The following is a 14,627-nucleotide window of genomic DNA, read 5'->3' on the forward strand; positions in this document are numbered from 1 at the left end:
GCCTCTCCTTTTTAACTACCTGCTATTCTATATTTCAAGCTAGCATTTTAGAGAGTGAAGATCCTACTCTCTTACTTATATTCGTCTAACTCAATGATTTTAGAGAGGAAGATACCATCCAAAAAAAGACACCCATTGCGGCAACAAGAGAGCAATAGGCGCCTTTTCTATAAAAATTTCTAAGCAGATTTCCTGGACATATAAGCGTGAATGGCCCGCAGAATACGTTCAGGTGTAAAAGCAAGATAGCGAATACGGATGTCCGCGGCATTCAGAATGGCATTAGCCAATGCAGGCGCAACTCCATAGAATGCAAGACCTGCTACAGCCTTACTACCAAACAATTCGGAACCTTCATGCGACTCGACCAGATAGGTCTGTAACTCAGGCATTTCAGTGGCGGAAAAAACATGAGCATCTGACCAGCTTTTAAGCAAGGGTACACCATCCTGGTTATAGAAGAATTCTTCACTCAGGCTTAAACCCAGGGCCTGGGCGACATCACCTTCAATCTGAGCCTCAGAGAGCATGGGATTAATAGGATTACCGGCATCTATCGCTGTGACAACGTTCAGGACACGCACACCACCAGTCTCTACATCAACTTCTACCTCCACCCCTTGAGCCGCAAAGGTCATGGGGAAGGTCTGACCTTTCCAGAACGAGGTGGTCATCAACTGGCGATTCTCAACGTAGAGCGAATGCTGCGCGACCTGTTCCAGCGTCGTTTGCATCCCATGCGCTCCTTTGATGATGCCGTGGTTGATTTTCAAGCTTTCGGGTAGCACATTTAAGATGCGACCAGCCACAGAAAGGATCTGCCGCAGCATCTGTTCGGCGGCCTTCTTGACCGCGCTGCCATTCAGATAAAACGAAACTACATCGTTGGCACTGTTCTCAAAAGGTGTGGAACTGGTATCTGCGGCATGTAACAAAATATCTTCAGTGGTAACGCCCAGAACCTCGGCAGCGATCTGTGTTAAATAGGTGGTCAACTGCGAACCATTTTCGCTACGGCCAGCGAAGAGTTCAAAGGAACCTTCTTCATTCAATTTGATGCTTGCACCACTGGTACCTGGCAATACACCAGGCTCCCCATAAAAACCGAGTGCGATACCAACACCACGGCGGTAGCGATCATTCTTTCTTTGATTACGCTTAGTCTTCCAACCTATCTTCTCTTCCACCAACTGCAGACAGGTAGACAGACCTTTGCTATCAATGATGGTATTCATTCCTCTGCTGGCGCCGACAGCGAGAGGTAAAGGATAACGTGCACCAGCTTGTAACCAATTCAGCCGGCGCAAAGCTAATGCATCCATCTCTAACTGGCGCGCCACATCATCCAGATGGCTCTCAAGGGCAAAGAATTCGTGTTGCAATTCATACGTCTGGGAGAGGGAGGCAGGAGCATGATTGGTGTAGAGCACTTCAGCCAGGAAACGCATATTGGCACAAGGATAAAGCGCCAGAGCATGTACCGTGTGGGATTGGGCTGTCAGGGCATGGGTGCCATAAGCGCCGGTATCAGCAAATACAACCATCTGGCTGGCAAGAATTTTACCATCCCGACGCACGCCCGTTTTCATGCGCAGTATATACTGCTGATGTACATGATTGCTTCTAAATTCATCTTCGCGAGTATACTCCAGGCGCACAGGTCGGCGCGTTGCCAGGGTTAACAAGGCGCACAGGTCTTCGCCCTCTATATGCTGTCGCAAGCCCAGATGACCACCAATCTCAGGTTGCTCAACGCGGATACGTCGCATAGGCAGTCCCGTCAATTGAGCCAGTGTACGACGTAGATAGTTAGGGATCTGACTGTTGGTACGCACTACCAGATAATCGTCAGCATCAAAATATGTGGTAACCGTATATTTCTCAATAGGAGCCTGTTGAATGGCAGGAACAAGATATTCAGTCTCGATAACATGATCGGAACTCGCAAAACCTTGCTCAACGTCTCCAATTTCAGTGCGGACCCGGGTTGCGATATTGCGCTCCGCATCCACAATCCCCAGCGACTCTCGTTCCGCATGCACGCGAACCGCACCTGGCTCCATCGCACGTCTCTGATCCAGGATGGCTGGTTGAACATCGTATTCAACCTTAATTAAACGTAGAGCCTCTTCAGCCACTTCAGCAGTTTCCGCGACCACCACAGCAACGCGATCTCCAACATAACGAACCACATAATCTAAACAATACTGATCCAGCAAAGATGTCTCACCAGTACGTTCAATCCGCGCATAGGGGGTACGTGGCACATCCTTGTAGGTCAAAACCGCTAACACTTCGGGCAAGGCTTTGGCCTGCGAGACATCGATTGAGCTAATCACCGCATGCGCGTGAGGGCTGGTAAGAACACGCGCATAGGCCATTTTGCGTGGCTCAAAATCGCCAGCAAATGTTCCTTTGCCCGTCACTGCCTTCACCGCATGGTGTGCCGCTGTCGCGGTCCCGATGACGTGTAATTGAGTACGCGGCGCTGGCACGACCGGGGTTGAAGGAGCCAGCATTTGGGCAGAAATAACAGGAATTTTTGTCGTCACGCCACCAGAGCCTGATGCGGCTGCACTGGTCTGCAAAATGGGATGCTTACCGCTTTCGCCACTGGCAACCTGCTCTGTAGCGACCGAGGACACCTCATCCACTGAAACCGTAGGATGAGCTAAAGGCTCTACACGCTCTCCACGTAACAGGGCCGCAGCCCGGAGCACCGCCTGTACCGGTCTGGCATAGCCATTGCAGCGGCACAGATTTCCTGACAGAGCATCGCGGACATCCTCTTCTGTGGGTGAGGGATTGTTCTGTAAAAGCGCAAAGGCTGAGAGCAGCATACCCGATGTACAGAAGCCGCATCCGGTAGCTCCAACCTCAACGAATGCCGACTGCAATGGATGCAACTTCTCTGCCGAGCCCAAACTTTCGACTGTCGATACAGTACAACCACCAACCTGAGATGCCAGCATCACACAACTGGGGCGTGCGATGCCATCCACCAGAACGGTACAGGCTCCGCACTCACCGGTCTCACAGCCCCGTTTGACACTACTATATCCCTCACGTCTCAACAATGAGAGTAATGATTCATTGGTAACGGCATCCAGGCCCTCAATAACACCATTAATATGTACTTCCAGTTCCATCTAACTTCCTCTTTCAGATGACATCACGTTCTGCCAGGAGGCGACATTCATTGCCTCTTCCAGTGCGCGATACGCCAGGCCCATGCCACTCACACGCCGATAACTGCTGCTAGCACGAATATCTGCTGGCGGACGAAAGGTCGCCATCCCTTCTTGTAATATGGTAAGAAGTTTTTGACTATTGAGAGGATTCATAACAGGTTGGCCCTCCAGCATCTGCTCGACCCCATAGAGACGCACAGGCTCCATATTGCTACCACCCAGCGCCAGATGTACCTTACGATAGGTATGGGCATCAATTTCTATCAAGGCAGCCGCATGGAGGAGCGAAACATCTGCCGGTGTACGGCTGACACGCATCAAAGCGGTTCCAACAGCAAGAGTGGGACGTGGAATCACGACCTCAATAATCAATTCTGCTGGCCGGCGGCTCAGTTGTACCTCACCACTTGGGATACGACGCTCATGCTTTCCCTTGTACACAACACCCGCCAGAGCCAGACCAGGATGCTCATAGGAGCCACCTTTGAGATCAACCTGCGTCTTTGATCCCGAACGCACGACGACCTCAGCATCCAAAACAGCTAACGCAGTGAGCAAATCAGCCTGAGAAGCGCTACCAGTCGCGATAGTTCCTCCAATAGTGGCGCTATTGCGTATGAGGCGTGACGAAGAAGAATTTTTTGCCGCACGAGCTAGCAAGCCAGCAAAAAGTTCTTTTAAGAGCGGAGAATCAACCATCTGCTGCAGGGTAGTCATCGCACCGATATGAATACCGCGTGCATCTTCTGAAATATAGGCCAGATCTAAATCGCGCAAATCCACAACAGATTCAATACTGTCATCATGCAAACCCAATAAATACGTTCCGCCCGCCAGCGGGACCGTCTTGACATCAAGACGGCCTAAGAGGAGAAGGACCTCGTCGATATCCTCCGCCCAATGATATTCAATCAGCTCAAGTAACATACGCAATTACCTTTGTAGAGGGATGCGAGTAAATGTTTCAACATCAATTAATCCCTGATCCGTCAATTTAAGAGAAGGAATCACCGAAAGCGAGAGGAAACTGAGAGTCATACAAGGATGCTCCAGAGAACATCCCAGTTCAGCGGCGACAGCATCCAATGCGCTCAACTGCTGGACCACCTCAACGGCGGGCAGGGGCGAAATCAATCCTCCGATTGGCAAGGGCACACTTGCTCTCACATGACCATCAACGACGCACACAAAACCACCACTCATCTCTTCCAATGCACGCGCCGCCAGGATAATATCGCTATCACCCACACCCGCAATAACTATATTGTGAGCATCATGAGCAACACTTGAAGCAATAGCTCCTTTCTGTAAGCCAAAGCCTTTAACAAAACCCAGACCAACATGTCCGCTGGCGTGGTGTCGCTCAAACACGACCAGCTTTAACAGGTCTCGCGCGGGATCAGCAATCAGTTCACCATCCCTGAAGGACGCCTCCTCTTGTAAATGCCGGGTAGTGATTTGCCCTGGCTCAATACCGATAACCTCTATCTGCCCCGGCTTGCCCGCAATCCGAATATCAGCTTCAGTCACATCACCCAGATGAACGGTTCCAGTTATGCCCGCGATCTGGGAGGGCTCCAGAACAATCTCAGACACCAACTGACCATCCTGAGCTACCAGGAGACCATCTTTATAGACAGCAGAGACCTGGAAAGTACGGAGATCGTCCAGCACCACGAGGTCCGCGATATTGCCTGGCACAATCGCGCCGCGCCTATCCAGACCAAAATACTGGGCTGTATTATAGGAAGCTAAACGAATAGCCTCTACTGGCTCTAAACCAAACTCAATGGCACGGCGTACCATCGAGTCAATATGACCGCGTGTCATAATATCCGCTGGATCGCGATCATCGGTCACAAATAAGACTCGCGGAGGATGGAGTTCCTGGACGATAGGCAAGAGAGCATCCAGATTCTGCGCCGCCGACCCCTCGCGAATCATCAACCACAGACCCAGGCGAATGCGTTGTCGTGCCTCCTCCGCAGTAGTACATTCATGATCCGACATAATGCCAGACGCAGCATACGCGTTAAGGTCACGTCCCCGGACTCCTGGGGCATGCCCATCTACTACCAGGGCATGCTCGCGGGTCACCTGGATCTTCGCCAGAACCTGTGCATCCGCGCCCAGAACACCGGGAATATTCATCATCTCAGCCAATCCCAGCACGCGCTCATCATCCAACAGAGGCAAGAGATCTTCAGCCAATAAAACCTGATAGGGACTTTCAAAACTTGAGGCAGGCACACAGGATGAAAGCATCACATACGAAGACAGTGGCAATCCTCGACCCGACTCAAGCACATAACGAATACCATTGACACCCAATACATTTGCAAATTCATGGGGATCAAGCATGACGGATGTCACCCCACGAGGGACAACCAGACGTGCGAATTCAGCCAACGTCAGCATAGTACTTTCAATGTGCATATGACCATCAATCAGAGCCGGAGACAGCCAGCGTCCTTGTAAATCGCGTACTTCGTGCGCCTGGTAACTCTCAGCCTCTTCCTCAGCATGTGAGACAACACCCACAATCGTGCCATCAGCAATCGCCACATCGGCCAGATAACATTCACCGCTACAAACATTCACTAACTGAGCATTGCGCAATAACAGATCCGCAGGCTTTTCCCCTCGCGCTATCTGAATACGCCTTCGCAGGTCATCCATTGGTATCCTCACTCTTTTAAGACTGCTGCCTTGATTACTTCCTTATGTATTGTATCTCATCCATTTTTTTACGGCTTCTCTCCACCTTATTTTCTCTCAGTGGCAGTATGCCCATTGTATCAAACTTAGTAGCAGATTTTAACACATAGATTTACTTTCCTTAAATTTACCCTGAAGAGATAACCATTATGGATGCACGCAAGTACCAGAAACAGCAATCGGATGAGCAAAAGGTTTGCCATAGCTCAATCTCACAGGTCATCTCTAACGTATACCTGTATAGCACATAGTTGCTGGCGTCTTGCCAATGAACGAAAGGACCCGCTGATGGAAAATAATGACAATCATATTGGTGCTGCAATTCTAAAAATAATGGCCCTGACAGGTGGCGCGATTGCCGGTGCCATGATCGCCAACTGGTGTGATAAGCTGCTCTACAACATGGCTCATACGCGCTCCGATTATGATAAAACACGCTATGAACAGGGTTTGGCTGCCCACGAAGTACCGAGCAATACCCGGAACAGTATCAATACGGCTTCAGAGCAATCGCACGTTATCCGCATAGAGCATCCAGAGAATCTGCCGTTCGCAGAAGAGGGTTGAAATAAGTTTCTTGTTTGATGGACATATCTCTCTTTTTGTGGTCAGATATTCTCTTGACAGTGAAAGAGTTCTCCGTTACAATAACAGCATTGGTATAACCAAGTGAGTACCGTGAGTTCCACGGGATTTTAAGCTTGTGGACTGGGAAGCACTGACCACTCTGAAAGGAGCGGTGAAACTGCCCAGGATGAAGCAGGAACAAGACCTCAAATGGAGCCTGTCTCCATTTGTCTAAGTTCTTGAGAACGGTGAGCTATAACCTATACTTAAATAAGAAAGGAACCTCCGCGTCATTGAACGTGGAGGTTCCAAAGCTTTCTTGAAGACGAAGACAGACTAGGCCACAACATCTTGCGCAGGCACAAGCGTTACGCCTGGTCCCGCAATGGTTGTATGCAGTGCCTGGATAGTATCTTCCAGTTTATTCAACACACTATCAATCTCATCTTTTGTAATCACCAGGGGAGGCTCAACGCGGATCACGCGGGAGTTATTGAGCGTGCCAGAAATTAATACGCCACGCTTGAAGAGGCCAGCAGCGATTTCATAGCCAATATCGTCATTGACGAAATGCTGCCCGATTAATAAGCCTTTGCCGGTGATATCGGTATAGATATCGTTATGGCGTGCAGCAATGGCTTGTAAGTGCTGGATGAAATAATCACCCTTCTCAGCGGCTTGCTCAACCAAACCTTCTTCTAATGTGACATTAATGGCTGCGATGGCCGCAGCACAGGCCAGAGGATTGCCACCTGTGGTCGAGGTGTGGATAAATGGATTGCTATTCAGGACGCTCCAGATTTTAGGGGAGGCCATAAAAGCTCCGATAGGCATGACACCACCACCTAAAGCCTTGGCGGAGGTAATAATATCAGGAGCGACCTTCCAGTGATCGACCCCCCAGAACTGGCCGGTACGTCCCAACCCTGTCTGGACCTCATCGGCGATCAGCAATACTTCATACTCATCGCACAACTGGCGTAAGCAGGGCCAGAAATCATCAGGAGGTACAATCGCTCCTGCCTCGCCCTGGATTGGCTCCATGACAACAGCCGCGATATCATTGCCTACCTCACGTGCGATCCTTAATTGCTGCTCCACAGCATCGGCATCCCCAAAAGGCACATGATAGATGTTATTATGCAATGGCATCGCTGGACGCCGGAAAATGGATTTACCAGTCAAAGCCAGGGAGCCTGTCGTCTTGCCATGGAAACCACGGACAGCCGCAATAAAGCCACTCTTACGAGTATAAAGCTTGGCGATCTTCATCGCCCCTTCGACGGCCTCCGTACCACTTCCAACAAAGAAGCTATATTGAATATCCCCGGGAGTAATCTCTGCCAGTAAATGTGCTAACATACCACGCAAAGGATCGAGCAACTCCTGCGTGGGTAGAGGACTTTTGAGTAATTGTGCCTGTACGGCCCCAACGACTTTTGGATGAGCCCAGCCGAGATTAAACACGCCGAAACCACCCAGACAATCGATATATTCTTTTCCCAACACATCTCTGAAGGTAGCACCACGGCCAGTCCATTCCACCGAAGCGAAATCACCAGCCTCAGCCACCGATTTACGGTACTCAATAAAACCACTGTTGTAGTATTTTGCGAAATTTTCAACCGTCGTTTCTACCAACCACTCCGCCTCACTTTTGCCCAACTGAGGCTTCTGTACTACATCTAGATAACGCTGGGAGTCGTGCAGGGCCTTTAGTAAACCATCGGCACTCATAAAAATCCTTTCCGGAAATGCGAAAAAAACAAAACATGCCACCGTCGATCCGCATACATCGACAGCACCTTGAGGTCATCCCTGTAGCGTAATGGCAGAGGTTATACCTCATGGCTTGTGAGCATGAACGTATCTATCCACAGAGATAGATATGAGAGAACCTACAATTCTTTGTATAGCCAATGACTATTGGAAAGACATTTGGAGGTGGTTAAAAGAAGAATTGAAAAAAAGAGCGTTAGTACATTGTGTACTAACTATGGGAGGATGCAGCAGGGAGGGTTCAGGGATAGCATGTTGACAGGTGGAAGCCCCGAAATACATAGAATTTCGGTATATAACGGCCTTTTTGCGTTCCTGATACAGGTGGTACTTTCATAAGACACCGTTCTTTAGAATGGAGACAGCTTTCATCTCACTACCGACAAGTATAGCCGACGCTTGAAAATAAAGCAAGCGCATTTTTGCGGTTCAGGCGCCCCCCAGACCGAGAAGGCCCGCTCCTTGCGGTCGGGCCTTCTCGGTTCGGTGAGGAATGAGCCCAATCCCGAGGGACCGGGATTTCTCGGTTTGGGAGAGCAAGAGAGCCCAACTCTGAGGGATTGAGCCTCCGTTGTTTGGTAGTTATGTGGTGTATTCGCCATTGATTCTGACGTATTCGTAGGAGAGGTCGCAGCCCCAGACGGTAGCTCGGGCGTCTCCGATGCCTAGCGATACGTGTATGGTGACTTCTGAGTTGTGCAGATAGGCTTTCAGTTGGGCCAGATCCACCTGATCTACTGCATCTCCCTGGAAGAGCAAGAGATCTCCAAAGGCTATGCTGACCTTTTCGGGTACGATGTCTGTGTATTCGCTGCACTTTCCTATTGCCATGGCGACACGCCCCCAGTTGGGATCGGTACCAAAGATGGCGGTTTTGACGAGTGGTGAGTTGACAATTGATTTGGCGACGCGTTTAGCTTGCTCAAAGGAGGCCGCATGCTCCACGGTTACTTCCAGAAGCTTGGTGGCACCTTCACCATCTCTGGCGATATCTCTGGCTAACTCGGTTGCCATTTCAAGCAGTGCCTGACGGAAATCGGCCAGGGGTACCTCGCCAGCCAGTCCGTTTGCCATGATGGCTACAGTATCACTGGTGCTGGTATCAGTATCAACACTCACCATATTGAAGGTCAGATTGACCACTTCTTGCAGGCATTGTTTGAGTTGGTCGGCAGGGATACGGGCATCAGTCACAAAATAGCTGAGCATGGTTGCCATGTTGGGCTCGATCATACCCACACCCTTGGCCATACCAACCAGGACAGCATCGCCAATTTTGCGGGCATGCAATTTCGGACGTGTATCGGTCGTCATGATGGCATGAGCTGAAACATGCAGTTGTCCTTCACGCATGTCAGTGCCAAAGCCTCGAATGCCAGCCCGAACCTTATCCATGGGTAACTGCCAGCCAATCACTCCGGTGGAGGATGGCAAGACATCCTGAGGAGCGATATGCAACTCGTCCGCCACCAGTTGGACAATTTCACGAATATTCGCCAGGCCCTGCGCTCCAGTCGAGACGTTCGCGTTCTTACTATTGATGACAAAGGCCTGGAGCTGACCATCGGTTACATGTTCACGACCAACGGTAATCGCAGCGCCACAGAAGCGGCTCTGCGTAAACATTGCCGCCGCCGCCGCCGGGACATCCGAGGCGATCACGGTAAAATCCAGGGTCGTATCTCTAATGCCGATGTTCTTCGCACAGGAGCGGAAACCTTGTGGATAGAAAGGGAGCGATTGCATAAACACCTTTCCTTTCTTTTACTATGAGCAATTTTCCTTTATCTACACGATGCTAATGCAGCAGAGCATTTTCAAGCTATTACTTACGATGAAGCAGTTGATAAGCTTAAAGAGAAAAAAGCCGCGTCGCTTAGTTCTTCCCACCCATGTTTGGCGTAAAATTTGCGCGTATATGACTCACGAATACGGCGATTCATGAGCAGCAGACGTTCACAGCCGCGCTCACGTGCATAGTCCTCAATGGTAGCGAGTAATTGTCCGCCAATGCCCTGACCAGTTTCAGAAGGATGGACAAACAGTTCTGAGACATAACCGTCGCTTCCCCGCAGGAGATGAGGATACCAGTGAACAGAAACATATCCAACGACGCGCTCTTCACGAGCAGAATCGCTTTTTAGCGCCACGAGTATCGTATGCGTCTGCTCTTTGACACAGCGCGCCAGGCGCTCTTCCATTTCTGCTTGTATTTCAGAGAATGACTCTCCATTAAAATGTTCAGACCAACCAAGCGCCCGATGAATAGCCGCAATAGCGGAGCTATCCTCCAGACGTGCTTCACGAATGGTAATTTCCACTTGTGATTTTCCCTTAAGCCCATTGCTTGTAAAAAGATACCGATCTACTACTTATGAAAAATGAAGATACATATCATGATTCCTGATGAGCATACCCTTGCTGTATCTCAGCCAGAATAACCGACACCGCCTCCGCCAGTGGGACGATGCGGCTCTCCTTTTGGGAACGCAGTTTGAGCTCAATACCGCCATTCTTGATAGAACGCTTGCTCAATACAGCTCGCAAAGGCAGGCCAATCAAATCAGCATCATTAAATTTGACACCGGCACTCTCTGCACGATCATCAAAGAGCACTTCCACCCCTGCCGCATGGAGATCGCGATACAATTGTTCAGCAATCTGACCATTCTCACCCTTATCCAGATCCAATCCTACCAGGGCCAGCTGATAAGGGGCGATCCCGAAGGGCCAGATGATCCCTTTTTCGTCGTGAAACTGTTCAACTGCAATCGCCATCATGCGGTGAATACCCATACCATAACAGGCCATCAATAATGGCTGTTCGTTACCCTGGGTATCCAGAAAGGTCGCCCCGAACAAATCACTATAGCGAGAACCAATCTTAAAGATATGGCCCAGCTCACTGCCACGAAGCGTATGCAAGCGACTACCACACTGTACACAGCGAGCGCCATCATAAGCGCCAGCGACGTCTCCCCAGGCATCGATCCGAAAATCGCGTGGATAATTGGCATTTTTGAGATGATAGTCCACACGATTAGCCCCGGCCACAAAATTGTTCCCGGTCTTCAGCGAGGTATCAGCCAAAATAAAAATTTCTGGCCCCTTGCCAATGGGTGAAGTGAAACCTGGAATGATACCAGCATGCTGTAACTCTTCAGCAGTGGCAAGATGAAGATCGCTCACCTGCACATCAACCTGTCGCAGTGCGCTGAAGAGTTTTACTTCATTGACCTCAAGATCGCCTCGAATCACGACCATGTATAATTTGTATAATTTGTCGCCACTACCATAGCAGACAACTTTGATGGTTTTGGCTACAGGAACGTTTAAGAACGCCACCAGGTCACTAATTGTCTTACACGCAGGAGTATACACCTCTGTCAGAGCAGCTTCAGCTTCGCCAGCCAGTTCTTCGCGTACAAACTCAGCCTTCTCGGTATTGGCCGCATAGCCGCAGTTCGTACATTGAACCGCATCATCCTCGCCAGCATCGGTCAGGGCAATAAACTCTTGCGAATCTTTGCCGCCAATGGCACCACTGTCAGCCTGGATCGCGATAAAGCGCAGGCCGCAGCGACGAAAGATGGCATGATAGGCTTCATACATCCGCTGATAACTTTTGTCCATACCCGCGGCATCGGCATCGAAGCTATAAAGATCCTTCATCAAGAATTCGCGGGTACGCAAGAGTCCACCGCGTGGGCGAGGCTCATCACGCAACTTGACTTGAATCTGATAGATGAGCCGGGGCAAATCGCGATAGCTACGGATAAATTCCTGGGCGAGCAGGGTAGCGATCTCTTCATGGGTCGGACCCAGCACCATAGCGCGTCCCTTGCGATCCTCCAGATGAAACAGGGTATCCACACTCTCAGCACGCGATGGCCCGCCATTCGCAGGCTTTGTCTCCCAGATGTCGGCTGGCTGGATAACGGGCATCGTGACCTCCTGACCTCCGGCCAGGTCCATTTCCTCACGCACAAGCGCACTGATCTTCTGGATGACGCGATTGCCGAGTGGCAACATGCTATACACGCCCGATGTCAACTGGCGCACGAAACCTGCACGCACTAATAGCTCCTGATTGACACCCTCTGATGTGCGCGGCGCATCCCGCAAGGTAGTGGTGAATAACTGTGAATATCGCATATCTGCTCTCAAACTCCCGTCCTACAAGACGGGGTAAGGAAAGAAAAGAGGCTTTTCGGGGGCACCTGTGGGGTATATCCCCTACTTCCCCTCTTTTCTTCTCGCCGCCAGGACTCTAGTAAGAACGTGCAAAGATGGCTTCACAGGTCGCTGGCTTGCCTGTGTAGATGCACTTACCCTGAACGCCACCCTCGGGCTGATCGAAAGGGATCACGCGCAGGGTAGCTTTGGTCTCTTCTTTAATCGCTGTCTCGGCTGCACTGTCCTCGGCCCACTTAACGCGTACAAATCCACGCTTCTCAGCAATGATCTCTTTGAACTCGTCATAGCTTTCGGTGGTATGGGTATTCTGTTCGCGGAACTCCAGGGCACGCTGATAAAGGGCCTTCTGAAGCTCTTCTAAGAGCTCTGGCAGGCGTGTCTCTAATGCCTCAACGGGGACAGGCTCTTTGGCGCGGTTATCGCGGCGCACCAGCATCACGTTGTTGTTCTGGACGTCACGTGGACCGATCTCCATACGAACCGGCACGCCGCGCATCTCCCATTCGTTATACTTCCAGCCCGGAGTATTATCGCTACGATCTACTTTCACGCGTACCTTGCCTTTGAGCATTTTCTCGACGCGGTTCACCATATCCAGCACAGCCTCGCGCTCTTTTTCCTTGCGCCAGATAGGTACGATGACAACCTGATAGGGAGCCAGGCGGGGTGGCAAGATCAAGCCGGACTTATCGCCATGCACCATGATCAGACCACCGATCATACGTGTGCTCATGCCCCAACTGGTCGTGTAACAATATTTGCGCTGACTATCGGCATCCAGATATTGAATATCGAAGCCACGTGCAAAATTATCACCGAGATTGTGGCTGGTAGCGGATTGAAGCGCTTTACCATCGCCCATCATAGCTTCAATGGAATAGGTGCGCAGGGCACCGGCAAATTTCTCATTTTCGCTCTTGCGCCCGGCAATCACAGGAATCGCAGCATCCTCTTCCGCCACTGCGCGATAGACATCCAACATCAAGCGTGTACGCGCCTCTGCCTCTTCCAGCGTACGATGCGCGGTATGGCCTTCCTGCCAGAGGAACTCTGAGGTACGCAGGAACAGAGCAGTACGCTTCTCCCAACGCATCACATTCGCCCACTGGTTGATAATCAAAGGCAGATCACGATAGCTTTGAATCCATTTGGAGAAACTATGTCCAATGATGGTCTCGCTGGTAGGGCGAATAGCCAGCGGCTCTTCTAATTCTTCGCCACCACCACGCGTGACCCAGGCCACCTCAGGCGCAAAGCCTTCGACATGCTCAGCCTCTTTCTGCAGAAAGCTCTGAGGAATCAACAGTGGGAAGTACGCGTTCTCAACATCATTCTCTTTAAAACGCGTATCCACCGTATGCTGAAGGTGCTCCCATAAAGCATAGCCATATGGACGAATAATCATACAGCCGCGTACCGGTGCATAATCGGCCAGTTCGGCTTTACGTACAATCTGGTTGTACCATTTAGAGAAATTATCATCCTGATCGGTGATATCCTCAACGTACTTTTCTTCGTTGACCATATAAGTCCCTTTCTCACATATAAGATGGGCAGGAAGCCTCGCGCCTTCAGGCCGGGGAGGAATGCCCACTTCCTTTTGTATAACTATAGCCATCGCTGTGATGCACATGCGTAAAAAATCGGACGTTGAGTCCTGCTATGCGTCCTTGTTTGGTGCTTAAATCGAAGGAACCAGTGCTTCTGACCAGGACACGCCCAACATAGGTACCTTGCTTCTTGCCCGTCGTGACAATCACCCTGGCCATGTCCCCGGTCTGAAATCCTCGCACGGTCTTCGCTCCTTTGGGTTTTGAACAAGGGAAACCAATCTCGCCCACATTGCACATCTGCCGACAGCCATGCCCTTTCGCGGTGATCACGAAAGGGAACACATGCTTGATCTGTAATGTCTCAGGGGTACTCTTCCCGACACAAGCTGCATCAAGCCAGTGCTCTTTGGGTAGCCCTCTTGTTGTTCGATTGAACTTGGTTAAGCCGCCAGAGCCTGTTTCCACGGGCAACCCTGTGGCCTTCAGACGTTCAAAGAGCGCGCTGCCTAAGCGAAGAGGTCGCCCTCTCCGCTCGGCTTCAAAACCGTGCGTGAGACTTGTCGCCTCACACGGCTCCTCAATACTGCAGTCAATTGTCATTGACACACTCCGTTCCATGTTT

General features: G+C 50.6%; 9 protein-coding genes and 1 pseudogene. 1 reads left to right on the forward strand and 9 read right to left on the reverse strand.

Going from position 1 to position 14,627, the window contains the following annotated elements; genetic code table 11:
• Window positions 1-179: 179 nt before the first annotated feature.
• The 3 genes from F1593_RS23175 to ade are packed head-to-tail and all read right to left on the reverse strand — an operon-like array spanning window position 180 to window position 5,870.
• Window positions 180-3,149, reverse strand: a complete 2,970-nt coding sequence (locus tag F1593_RS23175; RefSeq protein WP_149403939.1) for a molybdopterin-dependent oxidoreductase — start codon at window positions 3,147-3,149, stop codon at window positions 180-182.
• Window positions 3,150-4,118 carry an FAD binding domain-containing protein gene (locus F1593_RS23180; protein ID WP_149403940.1) on the reverse strand — a complete coding sequence of 323 codons (969 nt, stop codon included), beginning with the start codon at window positions 4,116-4,118 and terminating at the stop codon, window positions 3,150-3,152.
• A 6-nt stretch (window positions 4,119-4,124) separates the two neighbouring features.
• A complete protein-coding gene (ade, locus tag F1593_RS23185) occupies window positions 4,125-5,870 on the reverse strand; it encodes an adenine deaminase (RefSeq protein WP_149403941.1) in 1,746 nt (581 codons plus the stop codon).
• A 327-nt stretch (window positions 5,871-6,197) separates the two neighbouring features.
• Here ade and F1593_RS23190 point away from each other — a divergent pair, with 327 nt between their 5' ends.
• Window positions 6,198-6,476, forward strand: a complete 279-nt coding sequence (locus tag F1593_RS23190; protein ID WP_149403942.1) for a hypothetical protein — start codon at window positions 6,198-6,200, stop codon at window positions 6,474-6,476.
• 336 nt (window positions 6,477-6,812) lie between these two features.
• Here F1593_RS23190 and F1593_RS23195 read toward each other — a convergent pair whose 3' ends face one another.
• The 6 genes and pseudogenes from F1593_RS23195 to F1593_RS23220 form a co-directional block, all read right to left on the reverse strand.
• Window positions 6,813-8,213 carry a putrescine aminotransferase gene (locus tag F1593_RS23195; protein WP_149403943.1) on the reverse strand — a complete coding sequence of 467 codons (1,401 nt, stop codon included), beginning with the start codon at window positions 8,211-8,213 and terminating at the stop codon, window positions 6,813-6,815.
• A 624-nt stretch (window positions 8,214-8,837) separates the two neighbouring features.
• The gene (gene argJ, locus F1593_RS23200; protein WP_149403944.1) at window positions 8,838-10,001 is read right to left on the reverse strand and encodes a bifunctional glutamate N-acetyltransferase/amino-acid acetyltransferase ArgJ; all 1,164 of its coding nucleotides are present in this window, start codon (window positions 9,999-10,001) and stop codon (window positions 8,838-8,840) included.
• A gap of 83 nt (window positions 10,002-10,084) precedes the next feature.
• Complete coding sequence (locus F1593_RS23205) at window positions 10,085-10,576, reverse strand: GNAT family N-acetyltransferase (protein WP_149403945.1); 492 nt, start codon at window positions 10,574-10,576, stop codon at window positions 10,085-10,087.
• Window positions 10,577-10,649: 73 nt separating this feature from the next.
• The gene (locus tag F1593_RS23210) at window positions 10,650-12,410 is read right to left on the reverse strand and encodes a proline--tRNA ligase (protein WP_149403946.1); all 1,761 of its coding nucleotides are present in this window, start codon (window positions 12,408-12,410) and stop codon (window positions 10,650-10,652) included.
• A gap of 115 nt (window positions 12,411-12,525) precedes the next feature.
• Entirely contained in the window at window positions 12,526-13,977 is a 1,452-nt protein-coding gene (gene proS, locus F1593_RS23215) for a proline--tRNA ligase (protein ID WP_149403947.1), read from the reverse strand.
• Window positions 13,978-14,023: 46 nt separating this feature from the next.
• Window positions 14,024-14,627, reverse strand: a pseudogene (locus tag F1593_RS23220) (RNA-guided endonuclease IscB); the annotation flags it as partial.

It is taken from the genome of Dictyobacter arantiisoli (genome assembly GCF_008326305.1).
Classification (GTDB): Bacteria; Chloroflexota; Ktedonobacteria; order Ktedonobacterales; family Ktedonobacteraceae; genus Dictyobacter; species Dictyobacter arantiisoli.

Excerpts from the sequence above, each read along its gene's own strand:
- F1593_RS23175 (WP_149403939.1), bottom strand. The coding sequence starts at position 3,149 with ATGGAACTGGAAGTACATATTAATGGTGTTATTGAGGGCCTGGATGCC.
- F1593_RS23180 (WP_149403940.1), bottom strand. The coding sequence starts at position 4,118 with ATGTTACTTGAGCTGATTGAATATCATTGGGCGGAGGATATCGACGAG.
- ade (WP_149403941.1), bottom strand. The coding sequence starts at position 5,870 with ATGGATGACCTGCGAAGGCGTATTCAGATAGCGCGAGGGGAAAAGCCT.
- F1593_RS23190 (WP_149403942.1), top strand. The coding sequence starts at position 6,198 with ATGGAAAATAATGACAATCATATTGGTGCTGCAATTCTAAAAATAATG.
- F1593_RS23195 (WP_149403943.1), bottom strand. The coding sequence starts at position 8,213 with ATGAGTGCCGATGGTTTACTAAAGGCCCTGCACGACTCCCAGCGTTAT.
- argJ (WP_149403944.1), bottom strand. The coding sequence starts at position 10,001 with ATGCAATCGCTCCCTTTCTATCCACAAGGTTTCCGCTCCTGTGCGAAG.
- F1593_RS23210 (WP_149403946.1), bottom strand. The coding sequence starts at position 12,410 with ATGCGATATTCACAGTTATTCACCACTACCTTGCGGGATGCGCCGCGC.
- proS (WP_149403947.1), bottom strand. The coding sequence starts at position 13,977 with ATGGTCAACGAAGAAAAGTACGTTGAGGATATCACCGATCAGGATGAT.